The following is a 15,973-nucleotide window of genomic DNA, read 5'->3' on the forward strand; positions in this document are numbered from 1 at the left end:
TATGAATTATTTCGACACTGTGAAAACACCGACTCCATGCGAGCAAAACAACGGCTCCAAGACACGGTATTCTAGAGTCGTGAGTGATCATTATTTTTCTTCCCAGCCTGATTCAGATGTAAAAGAGCATCGGTTTAATCTTGAAATCCGCGGTAACGAATTTTCGATTCATACTCAAAATGGGGTTTTTTCCACTCACGGATTAGATAAAGGAACTGCAGTTCTGCTCTCGAAAGTTCCATCACCTCAAGTTCCATCAGGAGCGCTTGCCGTTGATCTTGGATGCGGCTGGGGGCCAATCACCCTTGCCTTAGCTACCGAAGCTCCCAACGCCGTCGTTCTTGGTGTAGATATAAATGAACGCGCGATGGCGCTCGCCGCTGAAAATATCGCCACCAACCACGTTAAAAACGCTAGCATCGATAACTCTAAAAACGCTTATCAACGCCTTAAAGATTCGGGACAAACAATTGACTTGATGTGGTCGAACCCGCCAATCAGGATCGGTAAAACCGAACTCCATGAACTACTTTCGCAATGGTTTGACCTGTTGAGTCCTCAGGGAAAAGCATTTATCGTTGTTCAGAAGAATTTAGGCGCAGATTCGCTCGCTCGCTGGATTACCAAAAATGGATACACGGTTGAAAAAATTGGTTCATCAAAAGGCTTCCGCGTTTTTGAGATTTCTCGCTAACGTCCGCCTCCTTCGAACTAACAATCTCTAACTACCGCCTTCGCATGGTCAGCTTAAAAATTTAGTTCTTTAACGATTCTATCCGCTATTCCTCGAAGCTCTTCATGGCGATCTATCGAGGTGTCATCGGATACACGGCACCAATTAATTCGAGGATCAGCTCCGAACCAAGTTCGCTGTTTCTTTGCGAGCCTGCGAGTGCTGAGAGATACCTGTTCAATCGCCTCAGCAAGTGTGATATTTCCGTGCAGATATTCAACTGTTTGGGCATACCCTGTTGCCTTGCCAGCGGTAGGGCTCTCAATCAAACCATTAGCAATAAGACCTTCGGTTTCCTCAACAAGGCCGTCTTTGTACATCTGCACAACTCGCGTCTCAATTCTTTCGTTCAATACCTGTTTATCAACCTCAAGGCCAAAAAAGAAAGTATTTCGAAAATGACGCGTGTGCCGTGGAAATATGGGGGTAAAGGACTTACCAGTGATAGTTACTACCTCTAAAGCACGAATAACACGCCTAGGATTAGCAGTATCGATAATCTTCGCCGACGTAGGATCCTTAACCTTGAGTTCGGCCACTAGAGGAGATAGACCCTCGGTAGCGAAGCGCTGTTCTAACTCTTTACGAACATCAAGGTCCGTTCCTGGAAAATTCAATTCATCCAATAGCCCGGATATGTAGAGTCCTGAACCTCCAACCACGATCGGGATTTTTCCTCGCTCGTGAATCGAGTGAAGATCTCGACGCGCATACTTCTGATATGCGGCAACCGAAGCTTCTTCGGAAATATTTAAGACGTCTATTTGATGATGCTTAACACCACGGCGCTCCTCATCTGTAATTTTCGCAGTGCCTATATTCATCCCTCGATATAGCTGCATCGCATCAGCAGAGATAATCTCAACTCGATCTGGTCCGCCTAATGCATAGGCGAGATCAATGGACAGACGTGTTTTACCGCTCGCAGTAGCTCCTGCAATACAAATGATGGGAGCTTCTTGTGGAGCTCCACGGGACGGATCCATCTGCGGTTCTCTCAGTTCTGCGGACGCAAGCCAATAGTAGGCAATCCCAAAGATACAGGGGCTTGCCCAGTGGCTTCGCGCATTAGTTCGTCTTTCCTACGTTCGCCATATTCCCATGCATCTCCAGCACGAGTAGCACGTATTGAAAACTCGCCACCGTGGAGCGCGGAATCTGCAACTAGGTGGAATGGCGCACCATGTGTAACAGTCGCTGTGACGACGTCACCAGGACGAGGCAGTATCGAAAGTTCGTTTGGTAGGGCAACATGCACTAGACGGTTGTCCTCTGCACGACCAGTGATTCGAGCGGTATGCTCGTCTTTTCTTCCCTCCTGGGCAGAAACAAGAACATTAACCGTCGTTCCTTCAAGTTTCTGATTTTCCTCTGTGGAAATCCGTTTCTGTAGGTCAATGAGCCGCTGAAAACGGTCATTTGCTACTTCTACTGGGACTTGGTCTTCCATATCAGCAGCTGGAGTTCCTGGACGTGGCGAATAAAGGAATGTAAATGCCGAACTAAATCTCGATGCCTCTACAACATCAAGGGTCTGTTGGAAGTCTTCTTCGGTTTCACCTGGGAAACCGACGATGATGTCCGTTGTAATGGCCGCTTGTGGAATCTGTTCGCGCACACGATCAAGAATCCCGAGGAACTTGGTGGAGCGGTACGAGCGCCGCATGAGGCGCAGAATCCGATCAGACCCTGATTGAAGAGGCATATGAAGGGACGGCATTACGTTATGAGTTTCAGCCATTGCATCAATTACGTCATCAGTAAATGCGGCTGGGTGCGGAGAAGTAAAACGAACGCGTTCGAGCCCCTCGATATTCCCTGTGGCACGAAGCAACTTAGCGAAAGCACCACGATCACCAAAGCTGACTCCATAGGAATTTACGTTCTGACCTAGCAACGTTACTTCAATGGCACCTTCAGAAACAACGGCATCAATCTCAGAGAGAATTTCTCCTGGCCGTCGATCGTTCTCCTTGCCACGCAGATGAGGAACGATGCAGAAAGTACAGGTGTTATTACACCCAACCGAAATTGAAACCCAAGCAGCAGATGCTGACTCGCGATGGGTTGGAAGAGTTGACGGAAACACCTTCAAAGACTCTTCAATTTCAACAGCAGCTTCCTTGTTGTGACGAGCACGCTCGAGCAAAACTGGAAGAACATCGAGGTTGTGCGTACCTAAAACAACGTCCACCCATGGTGCCTTTTCGACGATTCCTTCACGTAGCTGCTGAGCTAAGCATCCACCAACCGCTATCTGCATGTCTGGACGCTCGCGTTTAACTGTTGCGAGCTGACCAAGATTTCCAAACAACTTTGTTGCGGCGTTTTCGCGAACCGAACAGGTATTAATAACGAGTACGTCAGCGCCTTGGTCACCAGCTTCAGTAGCTCGAGCCATTTTTTGAGGGACTAATTCAACCGGGACATAGCCAGCTTCATCAAGTAAGCCCGCTAACCGCTCTGAGTCATGCACATTCATCTGGCATCCCAGAGTACGAAGTGCATAGGTTTTTGGAAGTGTTTGTTCAGTCATCTGTTCGTTCATCGCCGTAAATTCTAATCCAGTTACGCTATTTTCCGCGATTCGATAAAGTGGATATAGGCGTAGAGCACACCTTAGACTGCCGCGAATACCCATTCACGTCATCATTAATAGAAGAAATTGGATTCTTTTGATTCTTCTTCGAGAATGCCAAGAGCGCGACTAATGACTGGAGAAGAGAATCCTCGGCGCATCAATCCTCCATAGATCCGCCTACGTAACACTTCTTTATCCAAATTCGCAGATCCTCGTGCTTTCTTCGCCACGAAATTAGCTGCTTTTTGATATTCGTCCTCTTCAGAAATTTGAGCTAGTGCTTCCTCAGCTATTACTCCATCCACGCCCTTCTTACGAAGATCCTCCCGCAGCTGCCTGCGAGAAGTAGTTTTATCTGCAAACCGCATCTTCACAAACGTCTTTGCAAATTTTCCATCGTCAATTAATTCAGCTTCATAGAACTTGGAAATAGTTTCCTCGATAATTGCATCGGGCACCTCTCTGCGTTCGAGTGCGTCGCGGAGTTGCTTTTCCGAGCGATCAGATATGGCGAGCTGTCGATAGACGATATCTCTTGCTATAGCTCGCCATTCAGGTTCAGTTCGCTTTTCATCACGAAGACGACGTTTTTCAATAGCTTCTTGGGGCGAGATTCGCTTTTTACGTCGACCCCGCCCCACAAAGTCTGCTTCTTCAGCATAGTTAACCATCGTTAATCTAGCTCAACCTCAGCTTCTGCAGCAGTTAGTCCAATTCCTAGTTGGGTCTTAACCTTAGTCTCGATTTCTTCAGCAATCTCTGGATTATCGCGAAGGAACTGCCGAGCTTTTTCTTTGCCCTGTCCGAGCTGATCACCTTCATAGGTGTACCAAGCACCTGAGCGACGTACAATACCCGCTTCAACAGCCATATCAATGATTCCGCCTTCAGTAGAGATTCCCTGACCATAGAGAATATCGAATTCTGCTTGTTTAAAAGGTGGAGCCATCTTGTTCTTCACAACCTTTACACGAGTACGGTTTCCAACTGGATTGGATCCTTCTTTTAAGGTTTCAATACGTCGAACATCAAGGCGAACCGAAGAATAAAATTTTAGAGCTTTACCGCCCGTAGTCGTTTCTGGGTTTCCATAGAAAACACCGATCTTCTCACGGAGCTGGTTGATGAAGATTGCCGTTGTACCAGAAGCCGACAATGCACCGGTAATCTTCCGCAATGCTTGCGACATCAGACGAGCTTGTAGACCAACATGGGAATCACCCATCTCACCTTCGATTTCAGCCTTAGGTACTAGTGCTGCGACCGAATCGATAACGATAATATCCAAAGCCCCCGAACGAATTAACATATCCGCAATTTCTAATGCTTGTTCACCAGTATCCGGCTGCGCGACTACCAATGCGTCAGTATCAACACCGAGCTTCTTTGCATATTCGGGATCTAAAGCATGTTCTGCATCGATAAACGCAGCGATACCACCTTCTCGCTGGGCGCTGGCAACAGCGTGAAGTGCAACCGTCGTCTTTCCTGAGGATTCAGGACCATAAATTTCAATGACGCGACCACGAGGAAGACCTCCAATTCCGAGGGCAATATCAAGTGCGAGCGATCCAGTGGGGATAACTTTGACTTGCTGTGGTGGAGTATCACCAAGTCGCATTGCTGAGCCTTTTCCGAATTGACGATCAATTTGCCCAAGCGCTACTTCGAGTGCTTTCGATCGATCTTCAGATTTCTTTGCTGCCATGGTTTTCCTTTGTTTTTAAGCATTGCCGACGGATAGAACAGGTCTTTGATGGAGCTCGCTCTCTCCGAACGACTTTCCATGTACAACGTTAGGCTCGACCTCCTGCCAAAAACCGTTGCCACTTTCACTTGTGGAAAATGATCACGATTTCCGAAGCACAGGAAAAGCGTACCCGAACATGCGTTCGAATAAAACTTGACACGCACAAACATAAACGGTGGGGAAGCACTTTCACACTTCCCCACCGTTTATGTTTAGCTTTATTGATGCACCAAGACCGTAAAATCTTTAGGATCAATCCTATGTAAATACACATACTGAGGAGGAAGATCCATTTCAACAACAATTGCTTCCCAAATTTTACGAGGATCTAAACCTTGATTCAGCGCCTCTTGAGCCGTAATGTTACCAAGTTCCACTAGGGAAAGATCTTGAGAAAGGGCACGTCCTCGCCCATCAGGAAAAGCACGATCTAATACGACCCAGAACTCAGTATGCTTCATTCAGCCGATCAATTCTTTTACAGGCTACGGCCAGATCAACGATGCATCGCAGCAAGCTCTGCCGCAACCAATGACTCTGGAACCGAATCCGGAATACGAACCGGCATCTGTGAACGACGCATCATCGGAGGAATGCGACCTTCAGAACGATCAACACGGTCTGCCACCAAACGAAGAACATGACTCAATGGAACATTGAGAGCCCTGCAGATAGAATCTAGCAATTCAGAGGAAGCCTCTTTCTGGCCTCGTTCTACTTCAGATAGATATCCGAGGGATACTCGCGCATCCGACGAAACCTCACGAAGGGTACGGCCTTGGCGTTGACGGTATTCACGCAACACATCACCCAACTCCCGACGAAGAAGGGTCGATTCGTGTCGAACTTCCGAATTCATTGTCATTTCGTTCACTCTTCCTAGGTTTGCTTAGCGAGAAGTTCTCGCTCCACACCTTCTATAACGCGGTGACATTCTCTATATTCCCATCCATAGCTGTAAAAAGCCTGGGAGGGGCAAATTACGCAAGCTCAAGGTTTAATAATTCCGCGAATTTCCGCCAATAAAGCCATTAGTCCCACTTCAACTGTGACGTTCCTTACATCTTCACGAGATCCGGAAATTCTTCCTCCCCAGAAATGCGTAGAGTCCGGTGTCTTTACCCCAATAAATACTGTTCCTGCCGGCTTACCTTCGGATGGCCCCGGACCCGCAACACCAGTCGTTGTAAGAGCATAATCAGCCCCAAATAGCGAACTAACACCTTCAGCCATTTCCATCGCAACCAGCGGATCTACCGCCCCTCGTGATCCAAGCACGTCGATATCCACAGATAGTAAAGATGCTTTTGTATCCGTAGCGTATGTAACGGCACCACCCCGAAATACCGACGATGCTCCAGGAACCGTCACAAATGCATTTGCGAGTTTTCCTCCCGTCAACGATTCGGCTACTGCTAGGGTGCTTTGTTGCTCTTCTAGGAGCTTTAGGATTTCTCGGGCGATTACCAACGCACGCTCTACACATCCTTCGCTATTTGGCAGCTCCACCAGCGATGAGATGTCTATATCAGGCAGTGCTTCATTCTTCATGCGCATTGGCTCGACTTAATCGGACCGCTTCTTTGATATATTCGACTGCCGAAGAGATTGCAAAGTAGAGTGCGATCGCGATCAAAGCATAACTAAAATAAATGAGTCCTTGAGCGATCATGCCTTCGATTGGCGCAATACTTTGCCACGGAATGAGCAATCCGGCAATACCGAATGATTGGGCAACCATTTTAATTTTTCCAGCTTGCCCTGCAGCCATCACCTTGATCTTGCGCATCTTCATACGCATCAGCGTTATTCCTAGTTCCCTAACGATGAAAACAATCGTCACCCACCACCACAGATATCCGTGGATAGACAAGAGTACCAGAGCGCTAATAATCAATGCTTTATCTGCAATGGAATCTGCAAGTTTGCCAAAGTCGGTTACCAGGTTTCGCGACCGTGCATAGTAACCGTCAAGTTTGTCAGTAATTGCGGCAATTGCAAAAACAATATAAGCGATCCATCTGTAAAAAGTCGTGTCGTTTAGAAACACAACAATAAAGACAGGAACCAACACCAACCGCAAGATGGTTAGGGCGTTGGCAATGTTCATTACAGGTACGCTGTCGCTTTGCTTTTTCACCACACTCTAAGGTTAGTCCAATTGCGTTAATCCGTCACACAGGAGGAACCAGTTAGCCGCACTTTACTCAGAAAACATATCCAAAACCAAGCAAACGGCGTATATCCGTTAGATTAGCGCCTACCTGTTAATTGCCAGGCATCCTCTCCAGACTCCCCTTCTGGGTTTTCGTCGTCGTAGTAATTAGTGACGATCGTTTTCTTGTCAGTTGCTAGAGGATCGTCGGCATAACGGTCATCCTGCTGATAAACAACGGTGCGTGATCCATCAGAATCCCACTCATTTTCATCGGCTGAAGAGTCCATATCGATCCCAGCATGACCAGCACTGAATGGCTTCACATCTGCATCAGCTTCCCGAGCCACATCGACATCACCGAAATCAGCATCTGCGTACCGATCCTCAGACTCCTCCACTTCTTCTTCGCTATGAAGCTGGACATCTTCACCCTTGATCAGGGCCAAAACATCAGGAAGCTGTTCTGGACTTACTAAAACATCACGAGCCTTCGAACCTTCAGAAGGTCCTACAATTTCGCGTGATTCCAACAGGTCCATCATGCGCCCGGCCTTCGCAAAACCGATACGCAACTTACGTTGAAGCATGGATGTTGATCCGAACTGAGTATTAACCACAATTTCTGCTGCTTGTAGCAATGTGTCTAGATCATCACCGATTTCTTCATCAATCTTTTTCTTTTCAACCTTAGGGATGACGTCATCTCGATAAACCGGCTGCATCTGTGCCTTAACGTGGTTTACGACGGCTTCGATTTCGTCCTCATTAACCCATGCACCTTGAACGCGTAGCGGTTTTGAAGTTCCCATCGGCATAAACAATGCATCACCCATTCCGATGAGTTTCTCCGCACCCGAGGAATCCAGGATGACGCGAGAATCAGCAAGTGAGGACGTCATAAAGGCGAGTCGGGATGGAATATTTGCCTTAATCAAACCGGTAACAACATCCACCGAAGGGCGCTGCGTAGCGATGACCAGGTGAATACCTGCTGCTCGTGCTAACTGCGTGAGTCGCTGAATGGATGCTTCAACATCTCGCGGCGCAACCATCATGAGATCTGCAAGTTCGTCAATAACTACAAGAAGATATGGATACGGGGTTAGCTTGCGCTCCGAGCCTTCCTTAGAAGTAACCTTCCCTTCCCGAATCGCTTGGTTGAAATCACTAACGTTTTTGTAGCCATAGGACGCAAGATCGTCGTAGCGTGAATCCATTTCACGTACAACCCACTCAAGAGCTTCAGCAGCTTTTTTAGGATTCGTGATAATCGGGGTAATCAGGTGAGGAATCCCTGCGTATATAGTCAGCTCGACTCGCTTAGGATCAACCAAAATCATCCGCACTTGGTCAGGCGTAGAACGCATCATAATAGATGTGATCATCGAGTTAATGAACGACGATTTACCTGCACCGGTAGCACCTGCAACCAAAAGATGGGGCATTTTCGCCAAATTCGCGATAACGTACTGCCCGCCAACATTCTTTCCGATTCCGACGACGAGTGGATGCGTTTGTTTGCGCGCTGCAGGCGAACGTAAAACATCGCCGATCATCACTGTTTCACGATCTGAATTCGGGATTTCAATTCCAATCGCTGATTTACCTGGAATCGGCGAAAGAATTCGAACATCAGCAGAAGCAACAGAATAAGCGATATTTTTCGAAAGCTGAGTTATTCGATCTACCTTTACACCTGGACCAAGTTCAACTTCATATTGGGTAACCGTCGGGCCACGCGAGAATCCAACAACTTGCGCATCAACATTAAATTCTGAAAATACCCGCGTCAGTGCTTCCACGACGTCATCATTCGCCTGCGATCTTTCAAGGTGCGGCGGACCATCAACCAGCATATCTAACGATGGCAAGGTATAAGTTACATTAGAAGAGAGCTCCATTTGCTCGGTACGATCAGGGATCGGTTCAGGTTTCGGAGCACGCAGTTCTTTCTTTTGGACTGCCTTAGTACGTGGCTTCGGCTCGGTTAGTCCACTAACTTTAGTAGGAGCGGTTGCAACGATGGTAGGATCTTGTGATTCTACAACAGTAGGTTGCCCCTCCTGTTCATTCGCATTCTCACTACCACTTCGCCCTCGTCTACCGCGACGTGGCCGACGAACTGATGGGTCTTCTTCAACATCCGGCACTTCGTTTTCAGCCGTGGCAGAGGTACCGGAATCTTCCTTTGAATTTGAATCAGGAGATTTTGCTTTTGCCCAGTCGATAAGGTCACGTACCGAGGTTTCGGTCGCGTAAAGGAGTGAATAAAGTGCAAGGAGAACAAGTACAGGAATTGCACCCCATACCGATACCAGCATGGTTAATCCCCCTCCGATAACCCAACCTAAAATGCCACCGGCACTTTCAACTGCGGTGAAGTTCATCGTTGGATCTGGCTGACCAAGGGCTACATGCAAAATACCTGAAATTGCTACGATGATTAATGCGAGCGCCAAGGTAAAGCGTCGATTGTTTCGCGCAGTGGCACGACGGAATAGTTTGATCGCCATTCCAACTAAAACAATCGGAATAAAAATGGCGAGGACGCCAAGGACACCTGCCACTAAGTGATGCAAGACGTTGAGAAGCAGACCGTCCATTGAGAACCACTCACGCAGTGCAATGACAATCGCAAGCCCTATCAGCACTATCGCGAAACCATCGTGGGAACGAGGGGTATCTAAGTCCAGCTCCTCTTGGTGTGGCACACGTGAAGACGCCAACGACGCTTTCGCGTTTGCAGGCTTACGACCGCTTTCGCCAGCTATGGTTTCGCGTTTTTTACTTTGCCGAACCAAATTCACTCCTCATCACTATTCTTTATCACCTCCACTTCATGTCCATTTCCGTGTAGGCATAATCATTTTATAGCCTAGGTCCTACTAAAAACCGATGCGTGTTCACCACGCCGATAAACCAAAGGTCACAGGAGCTCACACTATTTTGTTGGGCGTGAGGACTTCGGACTTCTCTCGTTACCAGTTCATACCCAGATAAATAGAGAGTTCATGAAAAAGATCGTTGGGTTTCACGAAATTTTTCGTGAAACCCAACGACGCAGAACTAAGTGTAGAAGAATTAAGCCTCTATCACAGTCGGGATGATCATCGGTGAACGCCGTAGTTTACGAGCTGCCCAACGCCCAATGACTCGTCGCATAGCCTGTTGCATCTGGTAGGCATCAGTGCTTTCATTTTGAACCGCTTTTTCAAGCGCTATGGTTACATCTGGCAAGATTTCATCGAATACTGAATCATCTTCAGCCATTCCACGTGCCTGGATATGTGGTCCTGTTATGATCACTCTCTCTTGTGCATCAACTACTGCAAAGATGGCGATAAAGCCTTCTTGACCAAGCGTCCTACGGTCGGTGAGTTCTGCTTCACCAATTTCACCCACCGAAGATCCATCTACAAATACGTATCCGCATGGAATCTTACCTACAACCTTAGCGACGCCGTCATGAAGGTCAACTACATTTCCGTCCTCACAAAGAAGCACGTTATCTGCTGGAACACCGGTTTTAACAGCCAGCGATCCGTTTGCTACGAGGTGTCGAGCTTCGCCATGGATAGGCATGACGTTTTCAGGTTCAACGATGTTGTATGCGTAAAACAACTCTCCTTGAGCAGAATGACCAGAAACATGAACAGCAGCATTACCTTGGTGAACCACCTTGGCGCCAAGTTTCGTCAATCCATTAATTAACCTAAACACGGAGTTTTCATTGCCAGGGATAAGGGAAGACGCAAAGATTACGGTATCACCAGGACCGATGCCTATGCGCTTATGCGTCCCCGAAGCAATACGTGCAAGAACTGCCATCGGCTCACCTTGCGATCCGGTAGACATGAAAACTCGATCATGGTCCGGAACCGACTCAATATCTTTCATATCGATTAAGGTCTGTGGCGGCACGGTAAGGTAACCAAGTTCAGCGGCAATTCCCATATTTCGCACCATCGAGCGCCCCACAAAGCAAACTTTACGCCCGAACTTAGCGGCCGCGTCGAGGACCTGCTGTACGCGATGTACGTGGGAAGCGAAAGAGGCTACCACAATTTGTCCATGTGCTTGGGCAAAGACAGATTCGAGAACCGGGCCAATTTCTCCTTCAGATCGAACAAAACCAGGGACTTCGGCATTGGTTGAATCAACCATGAAGAGGTCCACACCTTCTTCACCTGCGCGTGCGAAAGCCCGAAGGTCAGTAATCCTTCCATCGAGTGGAAGTTGATCCATCTTGAAATCGCCAGTGACAAGGATATTTCCACCCGCGCTACGCATGAATACCGCTAGTGCGTCAGGAATAGAATGGTTAACAGCAATGAATTCACACTCAAATTCACCAACCTGTTCAATATCGCCTTCTTTAACAACAAGCGAAAAAGGCTGGATCTTGTGTTCCGCCAACTTGGCCTCTACAAGCGCAATAGTTAACTGAGAACCAATAATTGGGATGTCTTTACGAAGTCGAAGCAGGTAAGGCACTGCCCCAATATGGTCCTCGTGCCCATGGGTTAAAATGATGCCGTCGACGTCGTCCAACCGATCTTCAATGTACTCGAAGTCAGGAAGAATTAAATCAACACCCGGTTGGTTCTCCTCTGGAAAAAGCACACCACAGTCGACTATGAGCAAGCGTCCGTTACATTCGAAAACAGTCATGTTACGCCCGATATCGCCAAGACCACCTAGTGGGACAATTCGTACGGTATCCGGCATGACTTCTGGGGGCGTATTTTGTTTACTCACACCTTTATTATCGCATATTCCTCGATCAGTCACAGCTTCGAGTAAACCCTCAGCCTTTGCACCCCAAACATACGTCGAATTAAAGAAGACCTTCTTGAACCAATGCTTCGCGGAGAGATTTTCTCTGGTCAGTAGCCGCAGGCACCAAAGGAAGGCGCACGGTCGGCATCGTAATATCACCGAGCATTGCCAAGGCTTCCTTTGCCATAACAGCTCCTTGCCCCGCGCCCATGATCGCATCGATAAGCGGGATCTGCTTTGCAAATTCTTCACGTGCAGCTGGGAGATCTCCTGAATCAACTTCAGAAACGAGCTTACGGAGACTCCTAGCAATAATATGACCAGCAACAGAAACCACGCCAACTGCTCCGTGAGCAAGCCAAGCAAAGTTCAGTGAGTCATCGCCAGAGTAGTATGCAAGCCCAGTCTCAGTCATTTTCTTGAAGCCAGCTGCAACATCTCCAGTTGCGTCTTTAACAGCCAAAATCTGTTCGTGCTGCGCCAGGCGCTGCAACGTATCCATCTCTATCTTCACACCTGTTCGACCAGGGATATCGTAAAGCATAACAGGCAAATCAGTTGCTTCGGTTACCGCACACACATGCCGGTAGACGCCCTCTTGGGAAGGGCGATTATAATATGGTGCAACCACAAGAAGACCATCCGCGCCAGAGCGTGCAGCTCCTTCGGCGATCCTGATGGCGTGGGCAGTATCGTTCGATCCCGCTCCACAAATGATCATCGCACATTCGCCAACAGCCTCTTTAACGGCAGCAACTAGATCGTCCTTCTCCGGCTGGTGAGTCGTTGGAGACTCCCCCGTGGTTCCGGACAACACCAGTGCATCACATCCGTCATCAACGAGTTTTCGTGCCAGGTTCTGGGCAGAAACTAAATCGATGGAACCATCGTCGAAAAACGGTGTTACCATCGCAACTGAGACCGAACCAAATGGACGCTGAGGCGTTAAACTGTGTGTCATGTCATTACCCTAGCGGGTCAATTCCACAAGTTCACGGATCTTTCGATATATGGGACGCATTCTGCAAGAATAGTCGTGTGAATGAAACGTTGAAATCTGTACGTCCAGCTCAACCCAAAGACGCCGATGCAATCGGTCGAATTCAAGCGCGATCGATGCACGAGTCGCTTGTCCGCGCAATCGAGGCACCGTTATCTGCCGAAAGCGTAGCTCAGATTGACGCTAATGCATTCGCCGCGACGTGGGCGCAAACGCTCAGCAATATGCCCTCTGCACGACACCATATTCTAGTTGCAGTCGATAGCGATAAGATTTGTGGCTTTGCGGCAATCGCTCCCACTGAGGCAATCAACTTAGCAGATGACCAACGCTTCGCTCCTGATTCAGAATTCTTTGAACGAGAACGAAACGCATATGAAATTTTAAATTTCGACGTCGATTCAGGAGCCAAAGATCCAGATCATGCCGCTCGAATGCTTGCCGCCATCACCGACATCATCGCCAATGATCAAGGCAACGAGACCTATATTTGGGTGTTCCCAACCGACGACGATGCCACTCGGATGCTTGACGCAGCCGGTTTCGCACCACGCGGTTTACGACGATCCTTTGAAATCGATAGCGAAGAAGTTACGCAACATCTGTGGTGGACGACTTTCTAAATCGTCGCCATTTTTCAGCTTATTAGCATCAAGTTCCTGGCTTCTGGCACCAAACATCGCTTAGTAGGGCATAGTCCACTGTTAGGAAATCTAGAATTACTAAGACAACTCAAGCAAAGAATCGAGCCCAAAGGTTAACCCTGGGTGCTGAGCCACCTTTCGTACCGCTAGCAAAACACCTGGCATAAACGAAGCACGATCAAAAGAATCTTGGCGCAAAATCAGTTGTTCCCCGGGGTTCCCGAATACGACTTCTTCGTGGGCGTTTAGACCGCGTAATCGCACGGCATGCACCCGGACTCCCTCAACATCAGCACCACGCGCACCCATCGGGTCATTTTCAGTTGCATCAGGGCACGGAGTCATTCCGGCGGCTTTACGTACTTCGGCAATCCCTTGCGCCGTCGTTAATGCAGTTCCAGAGGGCGCATCTACTTTATTCGGGTGATGAAGTTCAATTACTTCAACCGACTCAAAACAAGCCGCTGCCTGCTTTGAAAAATGCATAACAAGTACGGCTGAAATCGAGAAGTTAGGGGCAATAAAAACGCTCTTTCCAACTTCTTTTGCGTGGCGCTCAACTTCGCCAAGACGTTCCGGTGTCCACCCAGTAGTACCGACGACGACGTTAACACCCGCGTCCAAAAGTCGATGGACGTTTCCATCGGTCACCGAAGGAACGGTGAACTCAACCGCTACCTCTGCGCCGTGCAGATTCTCTTCGTTGAGCTCTGAGTCAGCATCCAGAGCAGCGACTAGCTCCAGATCCGCCGCATTATTAACTGCTTCGACGACGGAAGATCCCATCCGCCCTCGCGCTCCAACAACCGCAACTTTCATAGTTCGACCTTAATTCCTATCCTTCTGCTCCACAGATTACGACGGATCGTGGACTTTCTGCCAGCTTCATTGCCAACGTTTGAATATTTTCCGGTGTCACTGCTCTGGAGAGACGTAAGGCCTCTTCAATAGAACATATGTTCCCACGAATGATTTCAGCTTGGCCAAGTCGATTCTTTCTAAAGCCATTCGTCTCCGAGGAGAAAACTAGTTGCGCGCGGCGCTGGTTATAAGCGGTATCGACTTCTTGCTGGGTAACACCATCTGTAGCAATTTTCTCCAAGGATTCTTGCATGATCGAAGCAACTTCGCGAGTATTTTCAGCTGCACACGCTGCTTCGAGGGCAAAGACTCCTCCTTCAACCCAGTTCAGGAACCAAGAATAAGTGGAATAAGCTAAACCACGTTTTTCGCGTACTTCTTGGAAGAGCCGCGACGATGTTCCTCCACCAAGGATCGAATCCAAAGCCAGCATGGTGATTTCGTCGCGATGCCCAATCTGAAGTCCAGGCATTCCCACCACAACTGCACTCTGATTACTAGGATGCGGAATGTATAACTCGTTTCCTTGGGTGCTATACGAAACGTCGGTCGCACGTCGTCGTGATGATGGAGTAGTACCGGCACACAGATCCCACCCACGCGAAGACAACAAAGATTGGACTAAGGAACACAGCTCTGAGTGGTCAACATCGCCAGCGGCGGTAACAACCAGCTCTCGCGAGTTGTAGTACTCGTGGTAGTGCTCAAGCATATGCGAGTGATCGAGAGCAAGCACGGTTTTGCGAGTTCCGCCCACTGGCCGAGCGAGTGGGTGCTCCCCAAGAATTAAGGGAAGAATTGCAGTCTCCGCTACTTCACTGACGTCGTCCGCCGAGGCGGCTAGTTCTTCGAGGATAACGCCGCGCTCAATTTCCATTTGTTGCGAGTCAAGTTTCGAGTCGGTAACCATATCTACCAGCAGTTCCAATAACTGTGGCATATCGGATGCAAATACCCGACCGTAATAGCAGGTATATTGACGAGCGGTTGCCGCATTCATGGCACCGCCTAAGAAGTCAGAAATTTGAGAAATTTCGAGTGAACTACGAGTATTAGTTCCTTTAAAAAGCATATGCTCAAGAAAATGAGTTGATCCTTCGGCTCCACCGAGCTCATCGCGTGAACCAGCACCAATCCAAAATGACAAAGATACTGAACGCTGACCAGGTATTTTTTCAGTTAGTACGCGTATACCACCAGGTAGAATCGAACGATTTCCAACAATTCCATCTTCTTCGAATGAGATAGTTGAAAAATCATCAAGCGGTAACGATATCTGCGAATACGTCATCAATAATCCTTGTCAGTGTGCTGGCGTTGTTTGCTTTCACAACGGTCAAAACAGTTTTGAACATAATTTGAACTACAAGCGATAACTATAGCAAGCAAAAAGTGTTCCCTTGTGGGCTACGCGATTGTAGCCCACAAGGGAACACTCCGATTCAGGTTCTCACGAGCATCGACATG

15 protein-coding genes are annotated in these 15,973 nt (G+C 48.2%); 2 read left to right on the forward strand and 13 right to left on the reverse strand.

Annotated elements, in window-relative coordinates; genetic code table 11:
• The first annotated feature begins 79 nt into the window (after nt 1–79).
• A complete protein-coding gene (locus EIH22_RS06655) occupies nt 80–694 on the forward strand; it encodes a class I SAM-dependent methyltransferase (protein WP_235001802.1) in 615 nt (204 codons plus the stop codon).
• A gap of 53 nt (nt 695–747) precedes the next feature.
• On the opposite strand, the gene miaA is transcribed toward EIH22_RS06655, so the two are convergent.
• The 11 genes from miaA to dapA all read right to left on the reverse strand — a co-directional run bounded on the left by miaA (nt 748) and on the right by dapA (nt 12,962).
• Nucleotides 748–1,719: a tRNA (adenosine(37)-N6)-dimethylallyltransferase MiaA gene (gene miaA, locus EIH22_RS06660; protein WP_124055019.1), complete on the reverse strand. Its 972-nt coding sequence runs from the start codon at nt 1,717–1,719 to the stop codon at nt 748–750.
• 11 nt (nt 1,720–1,730) lie between these two features.
• Entirely contained in the window at nt 1,731–3,281 is a 1,551-nt protein-coding gene (gene miaB, locus EIH22_RS06665; RefSeq protein ID WP_124055020.1) for a tRNA (N6-isopentenyl adenosine(37)-C2)-methylthiotransferase MiaB, read from the reverse strand.
• Between the two features lie 104 nt (nt 3,282–3,385).
• The gene (locus EIH22_RS06670; RefSeq protein ID WP_124055021.1) at nt 3,386–3,985 is read right to left on the reverse strand and encodes a regulatory protein RecX; all 600 of its coding nucleotides are present in this window, start codon (nt 3,983–3,985) and stop codon (nt 3,386–3,388) included.
• A gap of 2 nt (nt 3,986–3,987) precedes the next feature.
• The gene (recA, locus tag EIH22_RS06675) at nt 3,988–5,022 is read right to left on the reverse strand and encodes a recombinase RecA (RefSeq protein WP_124055022.1); all 1,035 of its coding nucleotides are present in this window, start codon (nt 5,020–5,022) and stop codon (nt 3,988–3,990) included.
• A 260-nt stretch (nt 5,023–5,282) separates the two neighbouring features.
• The gene (locus EIH22_RS06680) at nt 5,283–5,525 is read right to left on the reverse strand and encodes a DUF3046 domain-containing protein (protein ID WP_124055023.1); all 243 of its coding nucleotides are present in this window, start codon (nt 5,523–5,525) and stop codon (nt 5,283–5,285) included.
• A gap of 35 nt (nt 5,526–5,560) precedes the next feature.
• Complete coding sequence (locus EIH22_RS06685) at nt 5,561–5,929, reverse strand: helix-turn-helix domain-containing protein (RefSeq protein ID WP_124055024.1); 369 nt, start codon at nt 5,927–5,929, stop codon at nt 5,561–5,563.
• Between the two features lie 125 nt (nt 5,930–6,054).
• Complete coding sequence (locus EIH22_RS06690) at nt 6,055–6,615, reverse strand: CinA family protein (RefSeq protein ID WP_200829202.1); 561 nt, start codon at nt 6,613–6,615, stop codon at nt 6,055–6,057.
• Nucleotides 6,605–7,174, reverse strand: a complete 570-nt coding sequence (pgsA, locus tag EIH22_RS06695; RefSeq protein ID WP_124055026.1) for a CDP-diacylglycerol--glycerol-3-phosphate 3-phosphatidyltransferase — start codon at nt 7,172–7,174, stop codon at nt 6,605–6,607. The genes EIH22_RS06690 and pgsA overlap by 11 nt, the downstream gene beginning before the upstream one ends.
• Nucleotides 7,175–7,317: 143 nt before the next feature.
• Nucleotides 7,318–10,029, reverse strand: coding sequence for an FtsK/SpoIIIE family DNA translocase (locus tag EIH22_RS06700; protein WP_407640830.1), 2,712 nt, complete (start codon nt 10,027–10,029; stop codon nt 7,318–7,320).
• Between the two features lie 274 nt (nt 10,030–10,303).
• Nucleotides 10,304–11,950: a ribonuclease J gene (locus EIH22_RS06705; protein ID WP_124055164.1), complete on the reverse strand. Its 1,647-nt coding sequence runs from the start codon at nt 11,948–11,950 to the stop codon at nt 10,304–10,306.
• A 109-nt stretch (nt 11,951–12,059) separates the two neighbouring features.
• Complete coding sequence (gene dapA / locus EIH22_RS06710; RefSeq protein ID WP_124055027.1) at nt 12,060–12,962, reverse strand: 4-hydroxy-tetrahydrodipicolinate synthase; 903 nt, start codon at nt 12,960–12,962, stop codon at nt 12,060–12,062.
• Nucleotides 12,963–13,039: 77 nt separating this feature from the next.
• Between dapA and EIH22_RS06715 the strand changes: the two genes are divergently transcribed.
• Nucleotides 13,040–13,624 (forward strand): GNAT family N-acetyltransferase, encoded by a 585-nt coding sequence (locus tag EIH22_RS06715; RefSeq protein WP_124055028.1) that lies wholly within the window; start codon nt 13,040–13,042, stop codon nt 13,622–13,624.
• 99 nt (nt 13,625–13,723) lie between these two features.
• Here the strand turns inward: EIH22_RS06715 and dapB are convergent, their stop codons facing one another.
• The gene (gene dapB, locus EIH22_RS06720) at nt 13,724–14,464 is read right to left on the reverse strand and encodes a 4-hydroxy-tetrahydrodipicolinate reductase (protein WP_124055029.1); all 741 of its coding nucleotides are present in this window, start codon (nt 14,462–14,464) and stop codon (nt 13,724–13,726) included.
• Between the two features lie 16 nt (nt 14,465–14,480).
• Complete coding sequence (locus tag EIH22_RS06725) at nt 14,481–15,797, reverse strand: M16 family metallopeptidase (RefSeq protein WP_235001803.1); 1,317 nt, start codon at nt 15,795–15,797, stop codon at nt 14,481–14,483.
• Nucleotides 15,798–15,973 lie beyond the last annotated feature (176 nt).

The organism is Arcanobacterium ihumii (assembly GCF_900604515.1).
Taxonomy (GTDB): Bacteria; Actinomycetota; Actinomycetes; order Actinomycetales; family Actinomycetaceae; genus Arcanobacterium_A; species Arcanobacterium_A ihumii.